This is a genomic window from Aquariibacter albus (assembly GCF_014145335.1).
GTDB classification, from domain to species: domain Bacteria; phylum Pseudomonadota; class Gammaproteobacteria; order Burkholderiales; family Burkholderiaceae_C; genus Aquariibacter; species Aquariibacter albus.
Window position 1 is genome coordinate 1,535,274 of the sequence record NZ_JACIVI010000001.1, and the last position, 22,359, is coordinate 1,557,632.

23 protein-coding genes and 1 pseudogene are annotated in these 22,359 nt (G+C 70.5%); 11 read left to right on the top strand and 13 right to left on the bottom strand.

The features are described from left to right. Window position 1: 1 nt before the first annotated feature. The 5 genes from hpnE (at window position 2) to H4F90_RS07100 (ending at window position 5,553) form a co-directional block, all read left to right on the top strand. Window positions 2-1,402 (top strand): hydroxysqualene dehydroxylase HpnE, encoded by a 1,401-nt coding sequence (gene hpnE, locus H4F90_RS07080; protein WP_182662748.1) that lies wholly within the window; start codon window positions 2-4, stop codon window positions 1,400-1,402. Window positions 1,403-1,523: 121 nt separating this feature from the next. After that, entirely contained in the window at window positions 1,524-1,853 is a 330-nt protein-coding gene (gene trxA, locus H4F90_RS07085; RefSeq protein WP_182662750.1) for a thioredoxin TrxA, read from the top strand. Window positions 1,854-2,081: 228 nt separating this feature from the next. Further along, window positions 2,082-3,344 (top strand): transcription termination factor Rho, encoded by a 1,263-nt coding sequence (rho, locus tag H4F90_RS07090; RefSeq protein WP_182662752.1) that lies wholly within the window; start codon window positions 2,082-2,084, stop codon window positions 3,342-3,344. A gap of 130 nt (window positions 3,345-3,474) precedes the next feature. Beyond that, window positions 3,475-3,741: a type B 50S ribosomal protein L31 gene (locus H4F90_RS07095; RefSeq protein ID WP_182662753.1), complete on the top strand. Its 267-nt coding sequence runs from the start codon at window positions 3,475-3,477 to the stop codon at window positions 3,739-3,741. A 129-nt stretch (window positions 3,742-3,870) separates the two neighbouring features. Then, the gene (locus H4F90_RS07100; RefSeq protein ID WP_182662755.1) at window positions 3,871-5,553 is read left to right on the top strand and encodes a hypothetical protein; all 1,683 of its coding nucleotides are present in this window, start codon (window positions 3,871-3,873) and stop codon (window positions 5,551-5,553) included. 22 nt (window positions 5,554-5,575) lie between these two features. On the opposite strand, the gene phoR is transcribed toward H4F90_RS07100, so the two are convergent. The 7 genes from phoR to pstS form a co-directional block, all read right to left on the bottom strand. Continuing rightward, window positions 5,576-6,991 carry a phosphate regulon sensor histidine kinase PhoR gene (gene phoR / locus H4F90_RS07105; protein WP_182662757.1) on the bottom strand — a complete coding sequence of 472 codons (1,416 nt, stop codon included), beginning with the start codon at window positions 6,989-6,991 and terminating at the stop codon, window positions 5,576-5,578. A gap of 37 nt (window positions 6,992-7,028) precedes the next feature. After that, window positions 7,029-7,739, bottom strand: coding sequence for a phosphate regulon transcriptional regulator PhoB (phoB, locus tag H4F90_RS07110; protein WP_182662759.1), 711 nt, complete (start codon window positions 7,737-7,739; stop codon window positions 7,029-7,031). A gap of 31 nt (window positions 7,740-7,770) precedes the next feature. Next, on the bottom strand, window positions 7,771-8,478 hold the full coding sequence (gene phoU / locus H4F90_RS07115; RefSeq protein ID WP_182662761.1) for a phosphate signaling complex protein PhoU: 708 nt from the start codon (window positions 8,476-8,478) through the stop codon (window positions 7,771-7,773). Window positions 8,479-8,635: 157 nt separating this feature from the next. Next, window positions 8,636-9,421: a phosphate ABC transporter ATP-binding protein PstB gene (pstB, locus tag H4F90_RS07120; protein ID WP_182662762.1), complete on the bottom strand. Its 786-nt coding sequence runs from the start codon at window positions 9,419-9,421 to the stop codon at window positions 8,636-8,638. A gap of 37 nt (window positions 9,422-9,458) precedes the next feature. After that, the gene (gene pstA / locus H4F90_RS07125) at window positions 9,459-10,340 is read right to left on the bottom strand and encodes a phosphate ABC transporter permease PstA (RefSeq protein WP_182663116.1); all 882 of its coding nucleotides are present in this window, start codon (window positions 10,338-10,340) and stop codon (window positions 9,459-9,461) included. A gap of 8 nt (window positions 10,341-10,348) precedes the next feature. Next, complete coding sequence (gene pstC / locus H4F90_RS07130) at window positions 10,349-11,326, bottom strand: phosphate ABC transporter permease PstC (RefSeq protein WP_182662764.1); 978 nt, start codon at window positions 11,324-11,326, stop codon at window positions 10,349-10,351. A gap of 150 nt (window positions 11,327-11,476) precedes the next feature. Next, window positions 11,477-12,517, bottom strand: a complete 1,041-nt coding sequence (pstS, locus tag H4F90_RS07135) for a phosphate ABC transporter substrate-binding protein PstS (protein ID WP_182662766.1) — start codon at window positions 12,515-12,517, stop codon at window positions 11,477-11,479. 265 nt (window positions 12,518-12,782) lie between these two features. On the opposite strand from pstS, the gene H4F90_RS07140 reads away from it, so the two are divergent. The 5 genes and pseudogenes from H4F90_RS07140 (at window position 12,783) to H4F90_RS07160 (ending at window position 15,601) form a co-directional block, all read left to right on the top strand. Next, window positions 12,783-13,271: a fasciclin domain-containing protein gene (locus tag H4F90_RS07140; RefSeq protein ID WP_182662768.1), complete on the top strand. Its 489-nt coding sequence runs from the start codon at window positions 12,783-12,785 to the stop codon at window positions 13,269-13,271. A 72-nt stretch (window positions 13,272-13,343) separates the two neighbouring features. Further along, window positions 13,344-13,667 (top strand): ArsR/SmtB family transcription factor, encoded by a 324-nt coding sequence (locus H4F90_RS07145; protein ID WP_182662769.1) that lies wholly within the window; start codon window positions 13,344-13,346, stop codon window positions 13,665-13,667. Between the two features lie 21 nt (window positions 13,668-13,688). Then, a pseudogene (locus H4F90_RS07150) lies at window positions 13,689-14,153 on the top strand (ArsI/CadI family heavy metal resistance metalloenzyme); the annotation flags it as partial. Window positions 14,154-14,340: 187 nt separating this feature from the next. Beyond that, the gene (locus tag H4F90_RS07155; RefSeq protein WP_182662773.1) at window positions 14,341-14,865 is read left to right on the top strand and encodes an arsenate reductase ArsC; all 525 of its coding nucleotides are present in this window, start codon (window positions 14,341-14,343) and stop codon (window positions 14,863-14,865) included. 19 nt (window positions 14,866-14,884) lie between these two features. After that, window positions 14,885-15,601, top strand: coding sequence for an aquaporin (locus H4F90_RS07160; protein ID WP_182662775.1), 717 nt, complete (start codon window positions 14,885-14,887; stop codon window positions 15,599-15,601). A gap of 76 nt (window positions 15,602-15,677) precedes the next feature. Here the strand turns inward: H4F90_RS07160 and glmM are convergent, their stop codons facing one another. The 4 genes from glmM to H4F90_RS07180 form a co-directional block, all read right to left on the bottom strand. After that, window positions 15,678-17,024, bottom strand: a complete 1,347-nt coding sequence (gene glmM, locus H4F90_RS07165) for a phosphoglucosamine mutase (protein WP_182662777.1) — start codon at window positions 17,022-17,024, stop codon at window positions 15,678-15,680. A 55-nt stretch (window positions 17,025-17,079) separates the two neighbouring features. Continuing rightward, window positions 17,080-17,949: a dihydropteroate synthase gene (gene folP / locus H4F90_RS07170; RefSeq protein ID WP_182662779.1), complete on the bottom strand. Its 870-nt coding sequence runs from the start codon at window positions 17,947-17,949 to the stop codon at window positions 17,080-17,082. Window positions 17,950-18,060: 111 nt separating this feature from the next. After that, the gene (gene ftsH, locus H4F90_RS07175; protein ID WP_182662781.1) at window positions 18,061-19,980 is read right to left on the bottom strand and encodes an ATP-dependent zinc metalloprotease FtsH; all 1,920 of its coding nucleotides are present in this window, start codon (window positions 19,978-19,980) and stop codon (window positions 18,061-18,063) included. A 139-nt stretch (window positions 19,981-20,119) separates the two neighbouring features. Then, window positions 20,120-20,803, bottom strand: a complete 684-nt coding sequence (locus tag H4F90_RS07180) for an RlmE family RNA methyltransferase (protein ID WP_182662783.1) — start codon at window positions 20,801-20,803, stop codon at window positions 20,120-20,122. Window positions 20,804-20,851: 48 nt separating this feature from the next. Here H4F90_RS07180 and H4F90_RS07185 point away from each other — a divergent pair, with 48 nt between their 5' ends. Next, window positions 20,852-21,328 carry a YhbY family RNA-binding protein gene (locus H4F90_RS07185; RefSeq protein WP_182662785.1) on the top strand — a complete coding sequence of 159 codons (477 nt, stop codon included), beginning with the start codon at window positions 20,852-20,854 and terminating at the stop codon, window positions 21,326-21,328. 25 nt (window positions 21,329-21,353) lie between these two features. On the opposite strand, the gene H4F90_RS07190 is transcribed toward H4F90_RS07185, so the two are convergent. Next, the gene (locus tag H4F90_RS07190) at window positions 21,354-21,821 is read right to left on the bottom strand and encodes a DUF4149 domain-containing protein (protein WP_182662787.1); all 468 of its coding nucleotides are present in this window, start codon (window positions 21,819-21,821) and stop codon (window positions 21,354-21,356) included. 11 nt (window positions 21,822-21,832) lie between these two features. Continuing rightward, window positions 21,833-22,315, bottom strand: coding sequence for a transcription elongation factor GreA (greA, locus tag H4F90_RS07195; protein ID WP_182662789.1), 483 nt, complete (start codon window positions 22,313-22,315; stop codon window positions 21,833-21,835). Window positions 22,316-22,359: the final 44 nt, after the last annotated feature.

Sequence of the window (22,359 nt, forward strand, 5' to 3'; positions counted from 1 at the left end):
GATGCGCCAGCTGGCGGTCGTCGGCGCCGGCTGGGCGGGGCTGGCCGCGGCGGTGCGGGCACGCCAGGCGGGTGAGTCCGTCCAGGTCTTCGAGATGGCAGGCCAGGCCGGGGGCCGCGCGCGGCGCCTGCCCGACACGGCGGCCGCGGCATCGCCCCGCGGCCTGGCCCTGGACAACGGCCAGCACCTGCTGATCGGCGCCTACCGGGAGACGCTGGGCCTGATGGCCGAGCTGGGGATCGATCTCTCCCGTGCCCTGCTGCGCCTGCCGCTGCGCGCGCTGGACCCCCAGGGCCATGGCCTGGCCCTGCCGCCCGGCGGCGGCCGCCTGGCCCTGCTGCGCGGCGTGCTGGGGGCGTGCGGCTGGTCCTGGCGCGAACGCCTGGCCCTGCTGCGTGCGAGCGCCGGCTGGGCGCTGCAGGGTTTCAGGCTGCGGCACGACTGCAGCGTGGCCGAGCTCGGCCGCGGCCTGCCGGCCGGCCTGCGACGGGGGCTGATCGATCCGCTCTGCGTGGCCGCCCTGAACACGGCGCCGGAGGAAGCCAGCGCACAGGTCTTCCTGCGCGTGCTGAAGGATGCCCTCCTGGGCCCGCGCGGCAGCAGCGACCTGCTGCTGCCGCGCGAGGACCTGGGGGCGCTGCTGCCCGACCCGGCCGCGGCCTGGCTGGCCGACCAGGCTCAGCCCCTGAGCCTGGGACGGCGGGTGCAGGCCCTGCATCCCCTGGCCGGTGGCCGCTGGCAGCTCGAAGTCCAGGGACCTCAGGGTCGGCGCGAGCGCCATGAGGCCGATGGCGTGGTGCTGGCCTGTCCGCCGGGCGAGGCCGCCCGCCTGGTCGGGCCGCTGCGGCCGGACTGGGCCGCTCAGGCCGCTGCGCTGACCCATCGCGCCATCGTCACCGTGCTGGTCGCCACCGAAGGCGAGCGACTGGGCGAGCCCCTGCTGATGCTGCGCGACGGCCCCGGCGAGCCGGGGCAGTGGATCTTCGATTGGGGCCAGCTGCGCGACACGGCGCAAGCGCCGGGCGCCCACGGCCTGTGGGCCGTGGTCGTCAGTGCCGCCGAACCCTGGCTGCCCGGCGGGCTGCCGCGCTGCGGCCAGGCCGTGCTCGACCAGCTCGCCGCCCAGGCCGGCCCGCTGCTGCCGCCCGCCGACCCGGCACGGCCACGACGCGTGCTGCGCGTGCTGGCCGAGAAGCGCGCGACCTTCGCCGCCACGGTCGGCCTGGTGCGACCCGAGGCGCGCATCCTGCAAGGCCTCTGGGCTGCCGGCGACCACGTGGCCGGGCCCTACCCCGCCACGCTCGAAGGCGCGGTGCGCTCGGGACGGCAGGCCGTCAACGGCCTCCGCGCCGAAGGCATCCCCCCGGGGCCCGGGGCCCGGCCTGCGCTATCCCGGTCATAGCGCGGGCCCGCCAGCCGGCGGCCGGGCGCAGGGGGACCCTTGTGTCAAAATTTGCAGCCCGCAGACGCATGCCGCGATCTGCGAGGCCTCCGCCTTCCAACGGTCCGAAAGGACGACCTTCATGGCCAGCGACCTGATCAAGCACGTGTCCGATGCATCGTTCGAAAGCGATGTGCTGCAATCCTCGACCCCGGTCCTCGTGGACTTCTGGGCCGAATGGTGCGGCCCCTGCCGCGCGATCGCGCCCATCCTCGACGAGCTGGCGGGCGACTACGCGGGCCGCCTGACCATCGCCAAGATGAATGTCGACGAGAACCGCACCGTGCCGGCCAAGTTCGGCATCCGCGGCATCCCGACGGTCATGCTGTTCAAGGATGGCCAGCTCGCCGCGACCAAGGTCGGCGCGATGCCGAAGTCGCAGCTCGTCGGCTTCGTCGACGGCCACCTATAATTCACGCAGCACGGGCGGATCCGGCTGCTTCCCCGCAGCCCCCGCCCGATGCCGAACCGGCACCCGGACCGCATCAGCGTCCGGGCTTCGCCCCCCCGAATCTCCCCCTTGAGCTGAATCCGCCGGACTGCCAGGTCAGGCCGCGGGTTTTCTCCGCAAGCCGACACCCGCCAGGTGATTCGGTTTCCGGCGGCTCCGTGCCGCCCTGCACCGCGAGGGTGCTCCCCCATGCATCTGTCCGAACTCAAACTCAAGCACATCTCCGAGCTGGTCCGCATGGCGGAAGAGCTGGAGATCGAGAACAGCAGCCGCCTGCGCAAGCAGGAACTGATGTTCGCGATCATGAAGAAACGCGCCAAGGCCGGCGAACAGGTCTTTGGCGACGGCGTGCTCGAGGTGCTGCCCGACGGCTTCGGCTTCCTGCGCTCGCCGGACACCAGCTTCCTGGCCAGCACCGACGACATCTACCTCTCGCCCAGCCAGGTGCGGCGCTTCAACCTGCACACCGGCGACATGATCGAGGGCGAGGTGCGGGTGCCCAAGGACGGCGAGCGCTACTTCGCCCTGGTCAAGGTCGACCGGGTGAACGGCATCACGCCCGAGGAGAACAAGCAGAAGATCATGTTCGAGAACCTGACGCCGCTCTTCCCGAAGGAGGCGTTCAAGCTCGAGCGTGACATCAAGTCCGAAGAGAACATCACCAGCCGCATCATCGACCTGATCGCGCCCATCGGCAAAGGCCAGCGGGCCCTGCTGGTGGCCCAGCCCAAGACCGGCAAGACGGTCATGATGCAGCAGCTGGCCCATGCGATCGTGGCCAATCACCCCGAGGTGCACCTGATCGTCCTGCTGGTTGACGAGCGCCCCGAGGAAGTGACCGAGATGCTGCGCACCGTGCGCGGCGAGGTCATCAGCTCGACCTTCGACGAGCCTGCCGCCCGCCACGTGCAGGTGGCCGAGATGGTGATCGAGCGCGCCAAGCGCCTGGTCGAGCTGAAGAAGGACGTGGTGATCCTGCTCGACTCCATCACCCGCCTGGCTCGGGCCTACAACAACGTGCTGCCCAGCTCGGGCAAGGTGCTGACCGGCGGCGTCGATGCCAACGCCCTGCAGCGCCCCAAGCGCTTCTTCGGCGCCGCGCGCAATGTGGAGGAAGGCGGCTCGCTGACAATCATCGGCACCGCGCTGGTCGAGACCGGCTCGCGCATGGACGAGGTGATCTACGAGGAGTTCAAGGGCACCGGCAACTGCGAGATCCATCTGGACCGCCGCATGGCCGAGAAGCGCGTCTACCCCTCGATCCTGATCAACAAGTCGGGCACGCGCCGCGAGGAGCTGCTGCTCAAGCCCGAGATCCTGCAGAAGACCTGGATCCTGCGGAAGCTGCTCTATCCCATGGACGAGATCGAGGCGATGGAGTTCATCCTCGACAAGATGAAGTCGACGAAGACCAACCTGGACTTCTTCGACATGATGCGCCGCGGCGGCTGAGGCCGCGCGACGCAGGGCGCCGGCTCTTCCGGACGGGCGAGTCGCCCAGGCTACAATCCCAGGTTTTCCGCTTCCGGAAAGTGCGTCGCATGGTGCGGCGTGGCTCCCGGGCCCAACAGCGAGCTGTGCCATGAAAGACGGTATCCACCCCAACTATCGCGACGTCTGCTTCGTCGACCTGAGCAACGGTTTCAAGTTCGTCACCCGCTCGACCGTGACGACCAAGGAAACCATCAAGCTGGACGACGGCCGCGAAGTGCCGCTGATGAAGCTGGAAACCACCAGCGAATCGCACCCCTTCTACACCGGCACCCAGAAGAGCATCGACTCGCTCGGCGGCCGCGTGGAGAAGTTCCGCACCAAGTTCGCCCGCGCCGGCATCCCCGGCAAGAAGTGAGGCCCGCGACCGGCCACGTCCGCGTGCCCCGGTCCGCCCCTTCGATCAAGGCAGCCTCGGCTGCCTTTTTTCATGCCCTGATGCGATGCGGCAAGATGCCGGCCGCCGACCACTGAACCGCCTGTCGCCTTGAACACGCCCAAGCCTGCCCTGGTGTCCGCCCGCGCCGCCGAGCGCCTGCCGCGTCTGGCCCTGCTGCTGTTCTGTGCCGCCTACGTGCTGCCGGGCCTGTTCGGCCGCGACCCCTGGCGCGGCGGCGAACTGCCGGCCTTCGGCGCGATGGCCAGCGTCGCCCGCGGCGACAGCCCCTGGTGGGCGCCCACCCTGGGCGGTCTGCCCGCCGATGCCGCCCCGCTGGCCACCGGCCTGGGCGCGCTGGCGATGAAGCTGCTGGGGGGATGGATGGATCCCGCGCTCGCGGCCCGCCTGCCCTTTGCGCTGCTGCTGGTCGGCGTGCTGGCCTGCACCTGGTACGCCTGCTACCTGCTGGCCCGCACCGAGGCCGCGCAGCCGGTGCCTTTCGCCTTCGGCGGCGAGGCCCACCCGGTCGACTACGCCCGTGCGGTGGCCGATGGGGCCCTGCTGGCCCTGGTGGCTTCGCTCGGCCTGCTGCAGCCAGGTCACGAAACCACGCCGGAGCTGGTGCAGCTCTTCGCGCTCAGTCTCTTCCTCTACGCGATGGCCGCCAGCGGCTGGCAGCAGGCACCGGCCCGGCTCGCTGCCCTGCTGGCCCTGCCCCTGCTGGCCGGCAGCGGCGCGCCGGTGATGGCCCTGGCCCTGGCCCTGGGCGGCATCGTGATCTGCCGGCGGTCGAGCTACCCCCTGGCCCAGGCCTTCGCGCCCTGGCTTGCAGGCGCCGGCCTGGCGGCCGCCCTGACGGCCTGGGCGCTCGGCAGCTGGGCCCTGCGCCTGCGGCTGCCCGATTCGCCGCTGGACCTGATCGAGCTGCCGCTGTGGTTCCTGTGGCCGAGCTGGGTGCTAGCCGGCTGGACGCTGTGGCAGTGGCGCCGCCATGCGGGCCACCGGCACATCGCGGTGCCGGCCGGCATCGCTGGCGTGCTGCTGCTGGGCTGGCTGGCCAGCGGCGGTTCCGACCGTGCGCTGCTGCTGATGCTGCCCGCCACGGCGGTGCTGGCGGCCTTTGCGCTGCCGACGCTGTCGCGCAGCCTGTCGGCCGCGATCGACTGGTTCTCGGTCTTTGCCTTCAGCCTCTGTGCGCTGGCGAGCTGGACGATGTGGCTGTCGCTGGGCTGGGGCTGGCCCGCCAAGCCGGCAGCCAATGTGATGAAGCTCGCGCCGGGCTATGTGCACAGCATGGCCCCGCTGGGCGTGGCCGCGGCCCTGGCCGGCACGCTGGCCTGGCTGGCGCTGGTGAAGTGGCGCACCGGCCGCCACCGCAGCCCGCTGTGGAAGAGCCTGGTGCTGCCGGCGGGCGGTGTCGCGCTGAACTGGCTGCTGCTGATGACCCTGCTGCTGCCGGTGCTGGATTACGCACGCAGCCAGCGGCCGCTGGTCGAGCGCCTGGCCCCGCACCTTCCCGCCGGCAGCTGTGTGCTGGCGCCGGGCCAGGACCGCAGCACGCTGGCCGCGCTGGCCCATCACGGCGGCTGGCGGGTCGAGGCCCGCCCCGGCCACGAACCGCCCGGCTGCGACTGGCTGATCGCCAGCAGCCGCCGCCGCGAGCCGGGCAGCGAGCCGGCCCGACTGGGCTGGACCTTGGTGGCCCGCGTGCACCGTCCGACCGATCGCAGCGGCAGCACCCTGCTCTACCGTCGACAGGCGGCCACCCTGGCCGGCGGCACCACGCCCTGAGCGCCCGGGCCGGCGTCGCCGCTCAGTGGCCGTGGGCGCTGCGCGGGGCCGGATCGGGCTCCGGTCCGCCGGCGGAAGGGGGTGTGTCCTCACGGCGAACCAGGCGCAGCGAAGGTGCCATGGGCCCGGCCGCGCGCACGCGCTGGGGCGGCAGCCGCAGGCGGAAGGTGGAGCCGCGACCCGGCTGGCTCTCGATCTCCAGCTCGCCGCCATGGCGCTGGATCACATGCTTGACGATGGACAGGCCCAGGCCGGTGCCCCCGGTGTCGCGCGCCCGGCTGAGGTCGACGCGGTAGAAGCGCTCGGTCAGCCGCGGGATGTGCTCGCGGGCGATGCCGATGCCGGCATCGCGCACGGCGAGCTCGCCGCCGCCGTCGGGCAGGCGCCGCCAGGCGATGGCGATCGCGCCCCCGTCGGGCGTGTAGCGCACGGCATTGGTCACCAGATTGGCCACCGCGCTGTGCAGCTCGGTCTCGTCCCCGGCGATCTGCGCGCCGCGCGGCTCGCCCTCCAGCGCGATCGGGTGCCGGTCGCGCGAGAGCGTGCGGGCATCGCCCAGCACCCGTTCGAGCAGCGGGCCGACCTCGACCCAGCGATCGGTCGGAGGCCGCGGGCTGCCTTCCAGCTTGGCCAGGGCCAGCAGATCGCTGACCAGGTCCTGCATGCGCCGGGTCTGCTGGCCCATCAGGCCGAGCACGCGCCGACGCTCGGGCTCGGTCAGCGGCAGACTGTCCAGGGTCTCGATGAAACCGGCCAGGACCGTCAGCGGGGTGCGGATCTCGTGCGAGACATTGGCCACGAAGTGGCGGCGCATCTCCTCGGCACGCTCGCGTTCGGTGATGTCCTGCGTCAGCACCAGGCGGCGGCCCTCGCCGTAATCGCGCACCAGCACCGTCAGCAGCACCGAGCCGTCCGGGCCGTGGAAGCTGACCGGCGTGTCGTGGTCGCCGCCCTGAAGGTGCCGTACGAACACCGGCGTGCGGACCAGATTGGTGATGCGCTGGAGGCGGTCGCGCTGTGGATCGAGCCCGAAATGCTCGGCGGCCACGCCGTTGCACCACTCGATCTGCTCGTTCGCGTCGAGCAGCAGCACCCCGTTGGGCGAGGCCTCGATGGCGCTGAGGAAGCGCTGCAGGCGGTCGCGCTCCTGCCGGGTCTGGGCCTCGGACTGGCGCAGCAGGCGCTCGACCCGGTAGGCCACCTCGCCCCACACGCCGATCTTGGCCGGGACGGCGCTGCGGCCGGCGCTGGCCAGCCACTGCATCAGCTTCAGACCACGCAGGGTATCGGCCACCACCAGGGTGGCCACGGCGGCGCAGGCCCCGACCAGGCCGGCCACGAGCGGCACATGGGCCGATTCGCCGAGCAGGTAACCGGCGAGCGCGCCGGTCAGCAGGGCCAGCAGGCCCGCCAGCAATCGGGGCAGCAACCAGCCCATGGGACTCCAGGAGAAAGAGGGGCGACCGGGCCGTCGCTCAGGCCGCGGCGACCACCGAGGCGGTCAGGCGGTAGCCCGCGCCGCGCACGGTCTCGATCATGGCCGAGCAGCCGACCGGCGCAAGCGACTCGCGCAGGCGCTTGACGTGAACGTCGACCGTGCGCTCCTCGATGAAGACATGGTCGCCCCAGACGCGGTCGAGCAGCTGCGAACGGCTGTGCACGCGCTCGGGATGCGTCATGAAGAAGTGCAGCAGGCGGAACTCGGTCGGGCCGACCTTCAGCTCGCGCAGCTCGCCCTCGATCACCCGGCCGACGCGACGGGTGGCCGGATCGATGCGCAGCGGGCCGACCTCGACCACATGGTCCAGCGCGTCCGGCGCCTTGCGGCGCAGCACGGCGCGGATGCGGGCCATCAGCTCCTGGGTGGAGAAGGGCTTGGTCAGGTAGTCGTCGGCCCCGGCGTCGAGGCCGCTGACCTTGTCGGCCTCGTCGGCCCGCGCGGTCAGCATGATGATCGGCAGCTCGGCCGTGCGCTTCTCCGCGCGCCAGCGCTTGGCCAGCTGCAGGCCCGAGCAGCCGGGCAGCATCCAGTCCAGGACCACCACGTCGGGCAGCACGGCGTCGATCTCGAACTGCGCCTGGTCGGCGGTGCCGGCGATCGTCACCTCATGGCCGGCGTGCCGGAGATTGATCGAGATCAGCTCGGCGATCGCCGGCTCGTCTTCCACCACCAACACGCGACTCATGCGCTCTCTCCTCCGGCGGCTGCAGCCGGGCTCACTTGACGATCTGCTCGACGGTCGCGAGCGGGTTGTGGCGCACGTCCGTGCCCTTGACCACGTAGATGATCTGCTCGGCGATGTTCTTCGCGTGGTCGCCGACCCGCTCGATCGCCTTGGCGACGAAGACCAGGTCGATCGCGGCCGAGATGCTGCGCGGGTCTTCCATCATGTAGGTGATGAGCTTGCGCATCAGGCCGTCGAACTCCAGGTCGATCTGGTTGTCCTGCTTGATCACCTCGAAGGCCGCTTCGGCATCCAGGCGGGCGAAGGCGTCCAGGGCCTTGCGCAGCGAGGCCGTGGCCAGGCTGGCCTCGAAGCTCAGGTCGCCCAGCGGCGTGTGCATGCGGGTGGGCATGCCCAGACCGATCAGGCGCTGCACGACGCGGGCGATACGCGCGGCCTCGTCGCCGGCACGCTCGAGGTTGCCCAGGGTCTTGCTGATCGCGATCAGCAGGCGCAGGTCGCGGGCGGTCGGCTGACGGCGCGCGATGATGGTCGAGAGGTCGTGGTCGATCTCGACTTCCATGCGGTTGACCCGCTCCTCGCCGAGCAGCACCTGGGAGGCCGTCTCGCTGCTGAACTGGGCCAGCGCGTAGACGGCCTGCGCGACCTGGGCCTCGACCAGGCCGCCCATCTCCAGCACGCGGGTGGAGATGTCGCCAAGCTCGGCGTCGAACTGGGTGGAGAGGTGCTTGTCGGGCATGGGGGGATCCTGGAAAACGTTGGAACGGGCCGGGCTCAAGCCCAGCGGGCTGAATCAGTCCATCGAGTCGGTGGCTTGAATGAGGCACCCAGCCCCTCGCAGAGCTCGGGTCGTTCGGGCCGTCCAGCCGCCCACAGGACGGCTGGCACCGCGGCCCTCACCCAAACCGGCCGGTGATGTAGTCCTCGGTTTCCTTGCGCTTGGGCTTCATGAACAGCTCCGAGGTCGGGCCGAACTCGATCAGGTCGCCCAGGTACATGTAGGCCGTGTAGTCCGACGCCCGGGCGGCCTGCTGCATGTTGTGGGTGACGATGACCACCGTGTAGTCGCTCTTGAGTTCGAGGATCAGCTCCTCGATCTTGCCGGTGGAGATCGGGTCCAGGGCCGAGCAGGGCTCGTCGAGCAGCAGCACCTCGGGCTTGATCGCGATGCCGCGGGCGATGCACAGGCGCTGCTGCTGGCCGCCGGACAGGCCCGAGCCGCTCTGCTGCAGCTTGTCCTTGACCTCGGTCCAGAGCGCGGCCTTCTTCAGGGCCCACTCGACGCGCTCGTCCATCTCGACCCGGCTGAGGTTCTCGAACAGGCGCACGCCGAAGGCGATGTTGTCGTAGATCGACATCGGGAAGGGCGTGGGCTTCTGGAACACCATGCCGACCTTCGCGCGCACCAGGGCCACATCGTCCTTGGTGCTGAGGATGTCCTGGCCGTCGAGCAGGATCTGGCCTTCGGCGCGCTGCTCGGGGTAGAGCTCGAACATGCGGTTGAAGGTGCGCAGCAGCGTGGACTTGCCGCAGCCCGAGGGCCCGATGAAGGCCGTGACCTTGCCCTTCGGGATCTCGAGGTTGATGTTCTTCAGGGCGTGGAAATGACCGTAGAAGAAGTTCAGGTTGCGCACCGAGAGCTTGGCGACCTCGGTCTCGGGCATGTGGATCTTGGCATCCATGATGGGTGGGTTCCGATGGAGAGAGGTGGCGACAGGCTCAGTGCTTGTTGCGCAGGAAGGTTCGGGCCAGCACGTTCAGCAGCAGCACGCCGACGGTGATCAGGAAGACGCCGGCCCAGGCCAGCTGCTGCCAGTTCTCGTAGGGGCTGAGTGCGAACTTGAAGATGGTCACCGGCAGGCTGGCCATGGGCTCGCCCAGCGAGCTGGTCCAGAACTGGTTGGACAGGGCGGTGAACAGCAGCGGGGCGGTCTCGCCGGCGATGCGGGCCACGGCCAGCAGCACGCCGGTGATGACGCCGGCGCGGGCCGACTTCAGCGTGATGCTGGCGATCACCTTCCACTTCGGCGTGCCCAGGGCGTAGGCCGCCTCGCGCAGCGCGTTGGGAATCAGGCTCAGCATGTTCTCGGTGGTGCGGATCACGACCGGGATCACGATCAGCGCCAGCGCCAGCACGCCGGCCCAGCCCGAGAAGCCCTTCATCGGTGCCACGACGACCGTGTAGATGAAGAGGCCCACGACGATCGAGGGCGCCGACAGCAGGATGTCGTTGATGAAGCGGGTGACATTGCCCAGCCAGCCCTTCTGGCCGTACTCGGCCAGGTAGACGCCGGCCATCACGCCGATCGGCGTCCCCAGCGCGGTGGCCAGGCCCACCATCATCAGCGAGCCGAAGATGGCATTGGCCAGGCCGCCGGTCTCGGCCTGCGGCGGCGGTGTCATTTCGGTGAAGATCGACAGGGCCATGCCGCCGATGCCCAGGCGGATGGTCTCGAACAGGATCCAGATCAGCCAGAACACCCCGAAGGCCATCGCGGCCAGCGACAGGCAGAGCGCGATCGCATTGACCCGCTTGCGCGACTTGAACTTGCTCAGACGCTGGGCGTCCAGGGCGGCGCTGCGGCCCCCCGCACCGTGCAGGACAGCACTCACGAACGGCTCCCTTCGGACTTCTTCAGTTGGGCCAGCAGCAGCTTGGAGCAGGCCAGCACGACGAAGGTGATGAAGAACAGGACCAGGCCCAGGTAGATGAGCGAGGCCTGGTGGAGGCCGGCACCGGCCTCGGCGAATTCATTGGCCAGCGCCGAGGTGATGCTGTTGGCGGCCTCGAAGACCGACAGGCTGCCGAGCTGGTTGAAGTTGCCGATCACGAAGGTGACGGCCATGGTTTCGCCCAGCGCGCGCCCCAGGCCCAGCATGATCCCGCCGACCACGCCGGTCTTGGTGTAGGGCAGCACGATCTTGAACATCACCTCCCAGGTGGTGGAACCCAGGCCGTAGGCCGATTCCTTGAGCATCGGCGGGGTGACTTCGAACACATCCCGCATCACCGAGGCAATGAAGGGAATGACCATGATGGCCAGGATGATGCCGGCCGACAGGATGCCGATGCCGACTGGCGGGCCGGAGAACAGCGCGCCCAGCACCGGCACGCCGCCGAAGGCCGCCTGCAGCGGGGTCTGGACGTACTCGGCCAGCAGGGGGGCGAAGACCAGCAGGCCCCACATGCCGTAGACGATCGAGGGCACGGCGGCGAGCAGCTCGATGGCGATGCCCAGCGGGCGCTTCAGCCAGGCGGGCGACAGCTCGGTCAGGAAGAGGGCGATGCCGAAGCTGACGGGCACCGCGATCAGCAGCGCGATGAAGGCCGTCATCAGCGTGCCGTAGACCATCACCAGGCCGCCGAACTTCTCCTGCACCGGATCCCATTCCGCCGACCACAGGAAGGGCAGGCCGAACTCGGTGATCGCCGGCCAGGCACCGACGACCAGCGAAGCGATGATGCCGGCCAGCAGCAGCAGGGTCAGCAGGGCTGCGCCGTGGGCGAGCGCCGAGAAGAGCCCGTCCGCCCAGGGCAGGTTGCTGCGCCGGGCGGGAGGCTGCGAAGGAGACTGGGTGGACGCCATCGAGGACCCGCCGGGAAGGGCGGTCGCGGGGAGGGTTGCAGACAAGGTGACCTCGGCGATCTTACGAAGAGCCACCGACTGCGCGTCCGGTGGGCCGGGAGGACCGCCCCGCCGCCCGGCCCCGAAGGGACCGGGCGGCGGGGTCGGGGATCACTTGAAGGCGATGGGCTTGCCGGCGCCGTCCTTGAGCTGGGCAGCCCACTGGGCCCGGACCAGGTCCTTCACGGCCGGCGGCAGCGGCACGTACTCGAGGCCGGCGGCCATCGCGTCGCCCTGGGTGTAGGCCCAGTCGAAGAACTTCAGCGCGGTGCTGGCGCTGGCCGGCTTGTCCTGGGCCTTGTGCATCAGGATGAAGGTCGCGCCGGTGATCGGCCAGCTGGTCTTGCCGGGCTGCTCGGTGAGGATCTGGTAGAAGCTCTTGGCCCAGTCGGCGCCGGCCGCGGCGGCCTTGAAGTTGTCGTCCTCGGGGGCGACGAACTGGCCGTCCTTGTTCTTCAGCAGCACATGCGACATCTTGTTCTGCTTGGCGTAGGCGTACTCGACGTAGCCGATCGAGTTGGGCAGGCGCTGCACGAAGGCCGAGACGCCCTCGTTGCCCTTGCCGCCCGCGCCGGTCGGCCAGTTCACGGCCGTGCCTTCGCCGACCTTGTCCTTCCACTCGGCGTTCACCTTCGACAGATAGTTCGTGAAGATGAAGCTGGTGCCCGAGCCGTCGGCGCGGCGCACCACGGCGATCGCGCTGTCGGGCAGCGGCACGCCGGGGTTCAGCGCGGTCAGCGCCGGGTCGTTCCACTTGGCGATCTTGCCGAGGTAGATGTCGCCCAGCACCTGGCCGGTCAGCTTGATCTGGCCCGGGGTGATGCCCTTGATGTTGACCACCGGCACGACGCCGCCGATCACGGTGGGGAACTGGACCAGGCCGTCCTTGGCCAGCTCTTCATCCTTGAGCGGCGCATCGGAGGCGCCGAAGTCCACCGTCTTGCCCTTGATCTGCTTGATGCCGGCGCCCGAGCCGACCGACTGGTAGTTGATGCGCACGCCGGTGGCCTTGTTGTAGGCATCGGCCCACTTGGCATAGACCGGGGCGGGGAAGCTGGCGCCGGCGCCCGTGACGTCCTGGGCGAAGCTGATGCCGGCGCCGAGGCTGAGGACGGCGCCGAGGGCGAGGGTGCGGAAGCAGGTGAGAGACATGCGTCAACCTTTCGGGTGGCGTGTTGGTGACCGGCGCACTCTAGAAAGCGGCCGTGACGGCTTCATGACAGTGTCGTCACAGTTGTCATGTCATCGACACATTCGACCCCGGCCGCCCCGGGCCAGGCCCCGGCCGCAAAGGCGGCAGGTCTCGCTGACGCCGCTGTCACACAAGCTTCACCCGCCTGTCATCAAGCCGGCCGAGCATGCGCGGGACTGCTGCGATCTGCCGCAGCCCCCGCCCCTGCCCACCCCGGAGCCCCCAATGACCGTTCGCCCCGCCCTGCTTGCCCTGAGTCTCTGCGCCGCCCTGCTCGGCGCCTGCGCCAGCACGCCGCTGCCGCAGCCGATTCCGGCCACCGCCGCCGCGGCCCCCGGGCTCGGCACCCTGGCCAAGCTGATCCAGGACGCCGGCCTTGGCGAAACCCTGGCCGCCGCCGGGCCCTACACCGTGTTCGCCCCCAGCGACGAGGCCTTCCAGGCCCTGCCGGCCAAGACCCTGGAGAAGCTCGCCAGCGACAAGGAAGCGCTCAAGGCCCTGCTGGCCTACCACGTGGTGCCGGGCCAGCTGAACGCGGCCCAGATCAAGGCCGGCAAGCTGAAGACGCTGAACGGTGCCGAGCTGCAGGTGGCCCTGGCCGGTCCCTTCGTCACCGTCGACGAGGCCCTGGTCACCCAGACCGATGTGCCCGCCAGCAATGGCGTGGTGCAGGTCATCGACAAGGTCCTGACCCCTCCCGTGCCGAAGAAGTAAGCCCTCGCAGCCGGTGGGGACGCCCGCATGACGGGCGTTTTTCAGCGCAAACCATTCGACTATCATCGAATGATGGAAGAATCAGACGCCGTCCGCAGCTTCGCCGCCCTGGCCCAGGCCAGCCGGCTCCGGGTGTTCCGCGCCCTGGTCGTCGCCGGCCCGCCCGGCCTGACGCCCGGGGTGCTGGCCACCCAGCTCGGGCTGCCGCCCGCCACGCTCTCCTTCCACCTGAAGGAGCTGCAGGCCGCCGGGCTGTGCGAGTCGACGCGCGACGGCCGGCACCTGATCTACCGCGCCCGCTACGGCCAGGTCGACAGCCTGATTGCCTACCTGACCGAACACTGCTGCGAAGGGGCTGCCTGTGTGGTGGCCCCGGCCGGCGGCTGCGGCTGCTGAACCCCTGCCCGAGGAGATCCCATGAAGCGCTTCCACGTCCACCTGCATGTCGAGGACCTCGACCGCAACATCGCCTTCTACAGCGCGATGTTCGGCGCCGAACCCACCCGCCGGGAGGCCGACTACGCGAAATGGATGCTGGAGGACCCGCGGCTGAATTTCGCGATCTCCACCCGCGGCAGCGCCGCGCCGGGCCTGGACCACCTGGGCCTGCAAGTCGACGACCCTTCGGAGCTTGCCGAGCTGAAGGCCCGCGCCGAAGCCGCCGACCTCAGCCTGGTCGACGAGGGCGAGACCACCTGCTGCTACGCCCGCAGCGACAAGCACTGGATTCCCGACCCCCAGGGCATCGCCTGGGAGCACTTCCATTCCCTGGCCTCGATCCCGGTCTTCCGGGAGGCCCCGGCCGAGGCGGCAGCGGCGGCGGAAGGCGACTCGGCCTGCTGCGCCCCCGCCCACCCCAGCCCGGTGGCGTCAGCCTGCTGTGCGCCGGCACCGGCCGTCCCGGCCGTGGGCTGCGGCGCGCCCTCCACGTCTGCCACCGCCCCCACCCCCCTCACCGAGCCGGCCGGCGCCTGCTGCGCGCCCAGCCCACCCGCCACCGTCCGCCTCGGCGCCCGCATTCCGGTGCGGGGGCGCTGAGCCCCTCCCCCCCTCCCGAGCAAGCCGTCCCATGTCGACCGACCGTCCGCTGAACGTCCTTTTCCTCTGCACGCACAACTCGGCGCGCAGCATCCTGGCCGAGGGCCTGCTGAACCACCTCAGCGCCGCCCGCGGCGGGCGCTTCAAGGCCTATTCGGCCGGCAGTTCGCCCAAGACCGCGCCCAACCCCCTGGCGCTGAAGGTGCTCGCGGAGTCCGGCATCGCCACCGAAGGCCTGCGCAGCAAGAGCTGGGACGACTTCGCCGCGGCCGATGCGCCGGTGATGGACCTGGTCATCACCGTCTGCGACAACGCCGCGGGCGAGACCTGCCCCTACTGGCCCGGCCAGCCGGCCACCGCCCACTGGGGCTACCCCGATCCCTCGGCGGTCGAAGGCAGCGAGGAGGAGCGGCTGCGCGCCTTCCGCCAGACCCTGCTCGCCATGCAGCGCCGCCTGGAGCTGCTGCTGAACCTGCCGGCCAGCGCCCTGGATCGCATGACGCTGGCGCGCAGCGTGCGCGAACTGGCCGCGCAGGCTCCCGCGCCTTCGGCCTGAGGCGCAGCCGGGACCTGCCATGAAGCCCTGCACCCTGCAGAAGCTGCTGGCCGAAGGCCTGGGCACCCTGGCCCTGCTGGCCGTGGTGATCGGCTCGGGCGTGATGGCCGAGCGCCTGTCCGGCGGCAACGACGGCCTGGCCCTGCTGGCCAACACCCTGGCCACGGTCTTCGGGCTGTGGGTGCTGATCGAGCTGATGGGGCCGGTCAGCGGGGCGCACTTCAATCCGGCGGTCAGCCTGGTGATGGCGCTGCGCGGCGAACTGCCCCGGCGCCTGGCCCTGGGCTACCTCGCCGTGCAGCTGCTCGGCGCCATGCTGGGCGCCTGGCTGGTGCATGCGATGTTCGAGATGCCCGTGCTGCAATGGTCGGACAAGGTGCGCAGCGGCCCGGCCCAGTGGCTTGCCGAGGCGGTGGCCACCGCCGGCCTGCTGCTGGTCATCCTGCGCAGCCCTGGGGACAAGGCGCCGGCCCGGGTGGCGGCCTACATCGGCGCGGCCTACTGGTTCACGGCCTCGACCTCGTTTGCCAACCCGGCCGCGGCCTTCGGCCGCATGTTCAGCAACAGTTTTGCCGGCATCGCGCCTGCGGATGTGCCGGGCTTCGTGCTGGCCCAGCTGGCCGGTGCCGGCCTGGGCTGGGGCCTGGCCCGGCTGCTGGCGCCGACCGCGGCAGCAGCCCCGCCCGACCCGAAGCTGGGGGCGGCCGCCGACCCGAGCCGCGCGCGACCGGCCTGAGCCGACGCCCCTGGCGCATCCCCCCGCCGGGATCGGCACGCGGATGCAGGCCGCGCCCGGCCGTGCTGCGCCGGGCTCAGGCGCCGCGTACGGCCTCGGCCAGGCGCTCGGCGCTGCGCCGGGCCAGCCCGGCGTCCTCCGCCTCGACCATCAGGCGCAGCAGCGGCTCGGTGCCTGAGGCGCGGATCAGCACCCGGCCGCGGCCGGCCAGCTCGGCCTCCACCGCGGCCTGGGCCTGCGCCAGGCGCGGATCGGCACGCCAGTCCTGGCCAGGCTGCAGGCGCACGTTCAGCAGGGTCTGCGGGAAGAGCGTGAGCCCGCCCAGCAGGCCGGCCAGGCCCCGGCCGCCGCGCACCGCCGCCTGCAGCACCTGGAGGGCGCTGACCAGGCCATCGCCGGTGCTGTGCTGGTCCAGCACCAGCAGGTGGCCGGAGCCCTCGCCGCCCAGCAGCCAGCCCCGGGCCAGCAGCTCTTCCAGCACGTAGCGATCGCCCACCTTGGCGCGGACAAAGTCCAGGCCGCGGGCGCGCAGGGCCTGCTCGACGGCCAGGTTGGTCATCAGGGTGCCGACCGCGCCCGCCAGGGCCTGGCCGCGGTCGAGCCGGTCGACCACCAGGGCGTAGAGCAGCTCGTCGCCGTTGTAGAGCCGGCCCGCGGCATCGACGACCTGCAGCCGATCGGCATCGCCGTCGAGGGCCAGGCCGAGGTCGGCGCGATGCTGCTGCACGGCCGCGACCAGGGCTTCGGGATGGGTCGCGCCAAAGCCGTCGTTGATGTTCCGGCCGTCGGGACTGCAGCCGATGGCCACCACCTCGGCCCCCAGCTCGTGCAGCACGGCGGGCGCGACCTGGTAGGCCGCGCCGTGGGCGGCATCGACGACGATTTTCAGCCCGCGCAGGGAGAAGCTGGGGTCGACCGTGCCCTTGCAGAACTCGATGTAGCGTCCCTGCGCATCGCTGACACGCCGGGCCTTGCCCAGGCTGGTGGAGTCGGCCCAGGCGGGCGGCTCGGCCAGCGCGGCCTCGACGGCCAGCTCCCACGCGTCGGGCAGCTTGCTGCCCTGGGCCGAGAAGAACTTGATGCCGTTGTCCGGATAGGGGTTGTGCGAGGCACTGAGCACCACGCCCAGGTCCAGCCGGAGCGCGCGGGTCAGGTAGGCCACGCCGGGCGTGGGCAGCGGGCCGCTTAGCAGCACGTCGACACCGGCCGAGGCAAAGCCGGCTTCCAGCGCCGATTCGAGCATGTAGCCGGAAATGCGCGTGTCCTTGCCGATCAGCACGGTCGGGCGGCCCCGGCCGCCGCCGCGCTGGGCCTGCAGCACGCGGCCCACCGCATGGCCCAGGCGCAGCACGAAGTCGGGCGTGATCGGGGCCTGGCCCACGGTGCCGCGGATGCCGTCGGTGCCGAAATACTGTCTGCTCATGCGGGGATTGTGGCCGTTCGTTGACGGCCCTCGTTCGTGGAGCGGGCGGGCGACCTCAGCCCGGCAGGCCGGCGGCCGCCCAGACCTTCAGCGCATCGGCCGTCTCGCGGACATCGTGCACGCGCAGGATGCGCGCACCACGCTGCACCGCCGCGAGGGCAGCCGCCAGGCTGGCGGCCAGGCGCTGATCGACCGTGCGGTCGCACAGGCTGCCCAGGGTGCTCTTGCGCGACCAGCCGGCCAGGATCGGCAGGCCCAGGTCGAGCAGCTCGTGCTGGCGGGCCAGCAGTTCGAGGTTGTGGGCCACGGTCTTGCCGAAGCCGATGCCAGGGTCGACGCTGAGACGCTCGGCCGCCACGCCGCGGGCCGCCAGGGCCGCCACGCGCTCGCGCAGGAAGTCGCGCACCTCGGCGATCACATCGGTGTAGACCGGCGCGGCCTGCATGGTCTTGGGCGAATCGCCCAGCATGTGCATCAGACAGACGCCACAGCTCGGGTGGGCTGCGACCACCTCCAGGGCGCCGGGCTGGCGCAGGGCCTGCACGTCGTTGACGATGTCGGCGCCCAGGTCCAGCGCAGCCTGCATGACGGCAGGCTTGAGGGTGTCGATGGACACCGGCACCTCCAAGGCGACCGCCGCCCGGAGCACCGGCAGCACGCGGGCGAGCTCCAGCTCGGCAGGCACCGGCTCCGAGCCGGGGCGGGTGGATTCACCGCCGATGTCCAGGATGTCGGCACCGTCCTTCAGGAGTTGCTCGGCGTGGGCGATGGCGGCCGATGCTGTGGTGCGGCCGCCGTCGGAGAAGGAATCGGGCGTGACATTGACGATACCCATGAGCAGCGGCCGCCCCAGCGCCAGCCTGAAGCGGCCCGCCTGCCAGAAAGGCGCGATGCGGTGCGGGTCGTCGGAAAGCTCAGCAGGCATGGCAAGGGCAGGAGGAAGGAAACACGGGAAGGCCGACCGCGCGGCCGGCCCACAAACGACGACGGGGCCGAAGCCCCGTCGCATGCTGCCGCGGTGTGGCCCGCGCCTGGATCAGGCGACCGCAGCCGCCTGGTCGGGGCTGCCCCCCACCGGAGCCGCCGGACCGTCGCCGCCGCTCTTGCCGCCGCCGACGCTGGTCCAGTCCTTCGGCGGACGCGGCGCCTTGCCGGACATGATGTCGTCGATCTGCTCGGCGTCGATGGTCTCCCAGTCGAGCAGGGCCTTGGCCATCGCATGCATCTTGTCCTGATGCTCCTCGATCAGCTGCCGGGCCTGCGCGTACTGCGCGTCGATGATCTTGCGGATCTCGGCGTCGACCTTGCGCATGGTCTCCTCGGACATCGAGGTGGTCTTGGTCACGCTGCGGCCGAGGAAGACCTCGCCCTCGTTCTCGGCGTAGACCATCGGACCCAGGGCATCGGTCATGCCGTAGCGGGTGACCATGTCGCGGGCCAAGGCAGTGGCCCGCTCGAAGTCGTTGCTGGCGCCGGTGGTCATCTGGTCCATGAAGACCTCTTCGGCGATCCGGCCGCCGAACAGCACGCTGATGGTGCTGAGCATGCGGCCCTTGTCCATGCTGTAGCGATCACCCTCGGGCAGCTGCATGGTCACGCCCAGCGCGCGGCCGCGCGGGATGATGGTGACCTTGTGCACCGGATCGGTCTTGGGCAGCAGGCGCGCGACCAGGGCGTGGCCGGCCTCGTGGTAGGCGGTGTTCTTGCGCTCTTCCTCGGGCATGACCATGGACTTCCGCTCGGGGCCCATCATGATCTTGTCCTTGGCCTTCTCGAAGTCCTGCATGTCGACCACGCGCGCATTGCGGCGGGCGGCGAAGAGGGCAGCCTCGTTCACCAGGTTGGCCAGGTCGGCGCCGGAGAAGCCGGGCGTGCCACGGGCCAGGATGTCGGCCTTGATGTCGCCGCCGATCGGCACCTTGCGCATGTGCACGTTCAGGATCTGCTCGCGGCCGCGCACGTCCGGCAGGGTCACGTAGACCTGGCGGTCGAAGCGGCCGGGGCGCAGCAGGGCCGGGTCGAGGATGTCCGGGCGATTGGTCGCCGCGATCACGATCACGCCGAGATTGGTCTCGAAGCCATCCATCTCGACGAGCATCTGGTTCAGCGTCTGTTCGCGCTCGTCGTTGCCGCCGCCGAGGCCGGCCCCGCGATGGCGGCCGACCGCGTCGATTTCGTCGACGAAGATGATGCAGGGGGCGTTCTTCTTGGCCTGCTCGAACATGTCCCGCACGCGGGCCGCACCGACGCCAACGAACATCTCGACGAAGTCCGAGCCGGAGATGCTGAAGAAGGGCACCTTGGCCTCGCCGGCGATGGCCTTGGCAAGCAGCGTCTTGCCGGTGCCGGGGGGGCCGACCAGCAGCACGCCGCGCGGGATGCGGCCACCGAGCTTCTGGAACTTCTGCGGGTCCTTGAGGAAGTCGACGAGTTCCTTCACCTCTTCCTTGGCCTCGTCGCAGCCGGCGACGTCCTGGAAGGTCACGGAATTGTTGTTCTCGTCGAGCATGCGGGCCTTGCTCTTGCCGAAGCTGAAGGCCCCGCCCTTGCCGCCGCCCTGCATCTGGCGCATGAAATAGACCCACACGCCGATCAGCAGCAGCATGGGTCCCCAGCTGACCAGGATGCTCATCAGCATCGAGGGCTCTTCGCGGGGACGGACATCGAACTTGACGTCGTTGGCGATCAGGTCACCGACCAGGCCACGGTCCATGTAGGTGGCGGTCGAGCGGATCTGCTTGCCGTCGGTGGTCTGCGCGCGGATCTCGGTGGTGCCGCTGCCGCTTTCCTGCAGCGTCACGCTCTGGATGCGGCGCTGGCGCACCTCTTCGAGGAAATCGGAGTACCCGACCTGCCCTGCCCCGACCATGCCCCGATCGAACTGCTTGAAGACGGTGAACAGCACCAGGGCGATCACCATCCACACCGCAACCTTCGAGAACCATTGATTGTTCACCGCGACTCCTTGATCGTCCCGCCCTCGCCGCGAAACGCGCGTGGGCTTGACAGTGACTTGATTCTAGGGCGTCGACCCGGGCCTGCCCGATCGCTTCTGCCTTGTCCGCCCATAGCCCGGGGTCGATGGCAGGCGGATGTCACGCCCCGGACACCGCTTTCAGACCCATGCCGACCAGGAAGGTTTCCGACGATCGATCACGCGAGGCCTTGGGCTTGATCGGCTTGACGACGCGGAAATGCCGCTTGAACAGCTCGACCAGCTGGCTGTAGCCGCTGCCGTGGAAAACCTTGCAGACCAGCGCGCCTTCCGGCCGCAGGTGGGCGCAGGCAAAGTCGATCGCCAGCTCGACCAGCCCGGCGACGCGGGCCGAATCCGAGGCGGCGATGCCCGACAGGTTCGGGGCCATGTCCGAAACCACCAGGTCGACCGGCTGGCCGCCGAGACGGGCCTTCAGCTCGGCCAGCACCGCCTCCTCGTGGAAGTCGCCCTGCAGGAACTCGACACCCTCGATGGCTTCCATCGGCAGGATGTCCAGCGCGACGATGCGGCCGTCGAGCTGGCCGACCGCCGCGCCGCCGACGCCGGCCTCCTTGGGCGCGAAGCGGCGGCGCAGGTACTGGCTCCAGGCACCGGGGGTGGAGCCCAGGTCCACCACGGTCTGGCCGGGCCGCACCAGCTTCAGTTCCTCGTCGATCTCCTTGAGCTTGTAGGCAGCGCGGGCCCGGTAGCCATCCTTCTTCGCCATCTTGACGTAGGGATCGTTGACGTGGTCGTTCAGCCAGGCCTTGTTGACCTTGCGGCTCTTGGTCTTGGTCTTCATGCTCGGAAGCTTCCGCGAGAAGGGGCGGGGGGCAACGATAATCCCCCGATGCCCGCATTGATCCTGAAACCGGCGGCGCGCAAGGAACACCGCGCTGCTGCCCACCACCTCGACCCGGTCGTCATGATCGGGGCCGAGGGCCTGACCCCCGCCGTGATGCGCGAGGCCGACCTGGCGCTGAAGGCCCACGGCCTGATCAAGCTCCGCGTCTTCTCCGACGACCGCAGTGCCCGCGAAGCCCTGCTGGCGCAACTCGCTGACACGCTCAACGCCGCCCCGGTGCAGCACATCGGCAAGCTGCTGGTGCTGTGGCGACCGATTCCGCCCAAGGAGAAGGCCCCGCCGGCCGAGGGCGCCAAGTCCGGGCCCAAGATCGTCAAGGTGCTGAAGTTCTCCAAGAGCGGCAACCACCGGGCCCAGGTCAAGAAGCTGACCGTCTTCGGCAACGAGCGGGTCACCGCCGGGGGCATCGTCAAGCGTGCCAAGCCCCGCATGAGCAGCCGCAAGCGGCCGGCCGGCGAGTGAATCGCCGCGCGGCGCGCGGCCGGGCTCAGGCCCGCGACGGCGCCGCGACCCGCCAGCTCAGCACGGCCAGCAAGGCCATCTTCAGGAAATAGGCGGCCGAGGACAGGCCGTGCAGCGTCCCGAAGGACAGGCGTCCCTGGCCGGCCCGCGCCGCTTCCATCATGGGCTGCAGCGCGAAATAGCCCGCCACCGTCAGGAAGAGCACGCCCAGCACGAGCAGCAGCTCGGCGCTGAGGCGGGTGCCCAGGCCGGCTTCCGCCCGGCGCTGGCCGCGGGTGCGCTCGATCAGGCCCAGCACGACGACGAAGCCCAGCGTCAGCCGGGCCTCGATCGCGAAGAGCTGGCCGGCCACCCGGCCGGCCAGCGGCCGGTCCAGCAGGGCGAACAGCGTTGGCGCCGCGATCAGGCCCAGGGCCAGCAGCAGGCCCAGCCACACGCCCGGCAGGCTGCGGCGCAGGCGCTCCAGCAGCGGGGGCAGCAGCGGCGGCGTCATCGCGGCTCCCTTCACTGGTAGCGGACTTCGACGATGTCGTAGCGCTTGATGCCGCCCGGGGCCTGCACCTCGGCCACGTCGCCGGCTTCCTTGCCGATCAGCGCACGGGCGATCGGCGAGCTGATCGAAATCAGGCCGAACTTCAGGTCGGCCTCGTCCTCGCCGACGATCTGGTAAGTCACCGCGCCGCCGCTGGCTTCCTCCTCCAGGTCGACCGTCGCCCCGAAGACGACGCGACCCGCGGCGTTGTCCGCCAGCGCGGCCGGGTCGATGATCTTGGCGGCGGCCAGCTTGCCCTCGATCTCGTTGATGCGGCCTTCGATGAAGCCTTGCTTGTCCTTGGCCGCGTCGTACTCGGCGTTCTCGGACAGGTCGCCCTGGGCCCGGGCTTCGGCGATGGCCTGGATCACGGCGGGGCGTTCGACATGCTTGAGGCGCTGCAGCTCGTCCTTGAGCTTCTCGGCGCCGCGCTTGGTCAGGGGGATGGTGCTCATCGCATCAGGGGGTCAAAGACACGCCGGACCGGGGCGGTCAGCCC

Excerpts from the sequence above, each read along its gene's own strand:
- phoU (WP_182662761.1), bottom strand. The coding sequence starts at position 8,478 with ATGCCCGACAAGCACCTCTCCACCCAGTTCGACGCCGAGCTTGGCGAC.
- H4F90_RS07180 (WP_182662783.1), bottom strand. The coding sequence starts at position 20,803 with ATGAAGACCAAGACCAAGAGCCGCAAGGTCAACAAGGCCTGGCTGAAC.
- pstB (WP_182662762.1), bottom strand. The coding sequence starts at position 9,421 with ATGGATGCCAAGATCCACATGCCCGAGACCGAGGTCGCCAAGCTCTCG.
- H4F90_RS07190 (WP_182662787.1), bottom strand. The coding sequence starts at position 21,821 with ATGACGCCGCCGCTGCTGCCCCCGCTGCTGGAGCGCCTGCGCCGCAGC.
- phoR (WP_182662757.1), bottom strand. The coding sequence starts at position 6,991 with ATGGGCTGGTTGCTGCCCCGATTGCTGGCGGGCCTGCTGGCCCTGCTG.
- folP (WP_182662779.1), bottom strand. The coding sequence starts at position 17,949 with ATGCCTGCTGAGCTTTCCGACGACCCGCACCGCATCGCGCCTTTCTGG.
- H4F90_RS07145 (WP_182662769.1), top strand. The coding sequence starts at position 13,344 with ATGGAAGAATCAGACGCCGTCCGCAGCTTCGCCGCCCTGGCCCAGGCC.
- greA (WP_182662789.1), bottom strand. The coding sequence starts at position 22,315 with ATGAGCACCATCCCCCTGACCAAGCGCGGCGCCGAGAAGCTCAAGGAC.
- pstS (WP_182662766.1), bottom strand. The coding sequence starts at position 12,517 with ATGTCTCTCACCTGCTTCCGCACCCTCGCCCTCGGCGCCGTCCTCAGC.
- H4F90_RS07155 (WP_182662773.1), top strand. The coding sequence starts at position 14,341 with ATGTCGACCGACCGTCCGCTGAACGTCCTTTTCCTCTGCACGCACAAC.
- glmM (WP_182662777.1), bottom strand. The coding sequence starts at position 17,024 with ATGAGCAGACAGTATTTCGGCACCGACGGCATCCGCGGCACCGTGGGC.
- rho (WP_182662752.1), top strand. The coding sequence starts at position 2,082 with ATGCATCTGTCCGAACTCAAACTCAAGCACATCTCCGAGCTGGTCCGC.
- H4F90_RS07140 (WP_182662768.1), top strand. The coding sequence starts at position 12,783 with ATGACCGTTCGCCCCGCCCTGCTTGCCCTGAGTCTCTGCGCCGCCCTG.
- hpnE (WP_182662748.1), top strand. The coding sequence starts at position 2 with ATGCGCCAGCTGGCGGTCGTCGGCGCCGGCTGGGCGGGGCTGGCCGCG.
- H4F90_RS07160 (WP_182662775.1), top strand. The coding sequence starts at position 14,885 with ATGAAGCCCTGCACCCTGCAGAAGCTGCTGGCCGAAGGCCTGGGCACC.
- trxA (WP_182662750.1), top strand. The coding sequence starts at position 1,524 with ATGGCCAGCGACCTGATCAAGCACGTGTCCGATGCATCGTTCGAAAGC.
- H4F90_RS07185 (WP_182662785.1), top strand. The coding sequence starts at position 20,852 with ATGCCCGCATTGATCCTGAAACCGGCGGCGCGCAAGGAACACCGCGCT.
- pstC (WP_182662764.1), bottom strand. The coding sequence starts at position 11,326 with ATGGCGTCCACCCAGTCTCCTTCGCAGCCTCCCGCCCGGCGCAGCAAC.
- H4F90_RS07095 (WP_182662753.1), top strand. The coding sequence starts at position 3,475 with ATGAAAGACGGTATCCACCCCAACTATCGCGACGTCTGCTTCGTCGAC.
- phoB (WP_182662759.1), bottom strand. The coding sequence starts at position 7,739 with ATGAGTCGCGTGTTGGTGGTGGAAGACGAGCCGGCGATCGCCGAGCTG.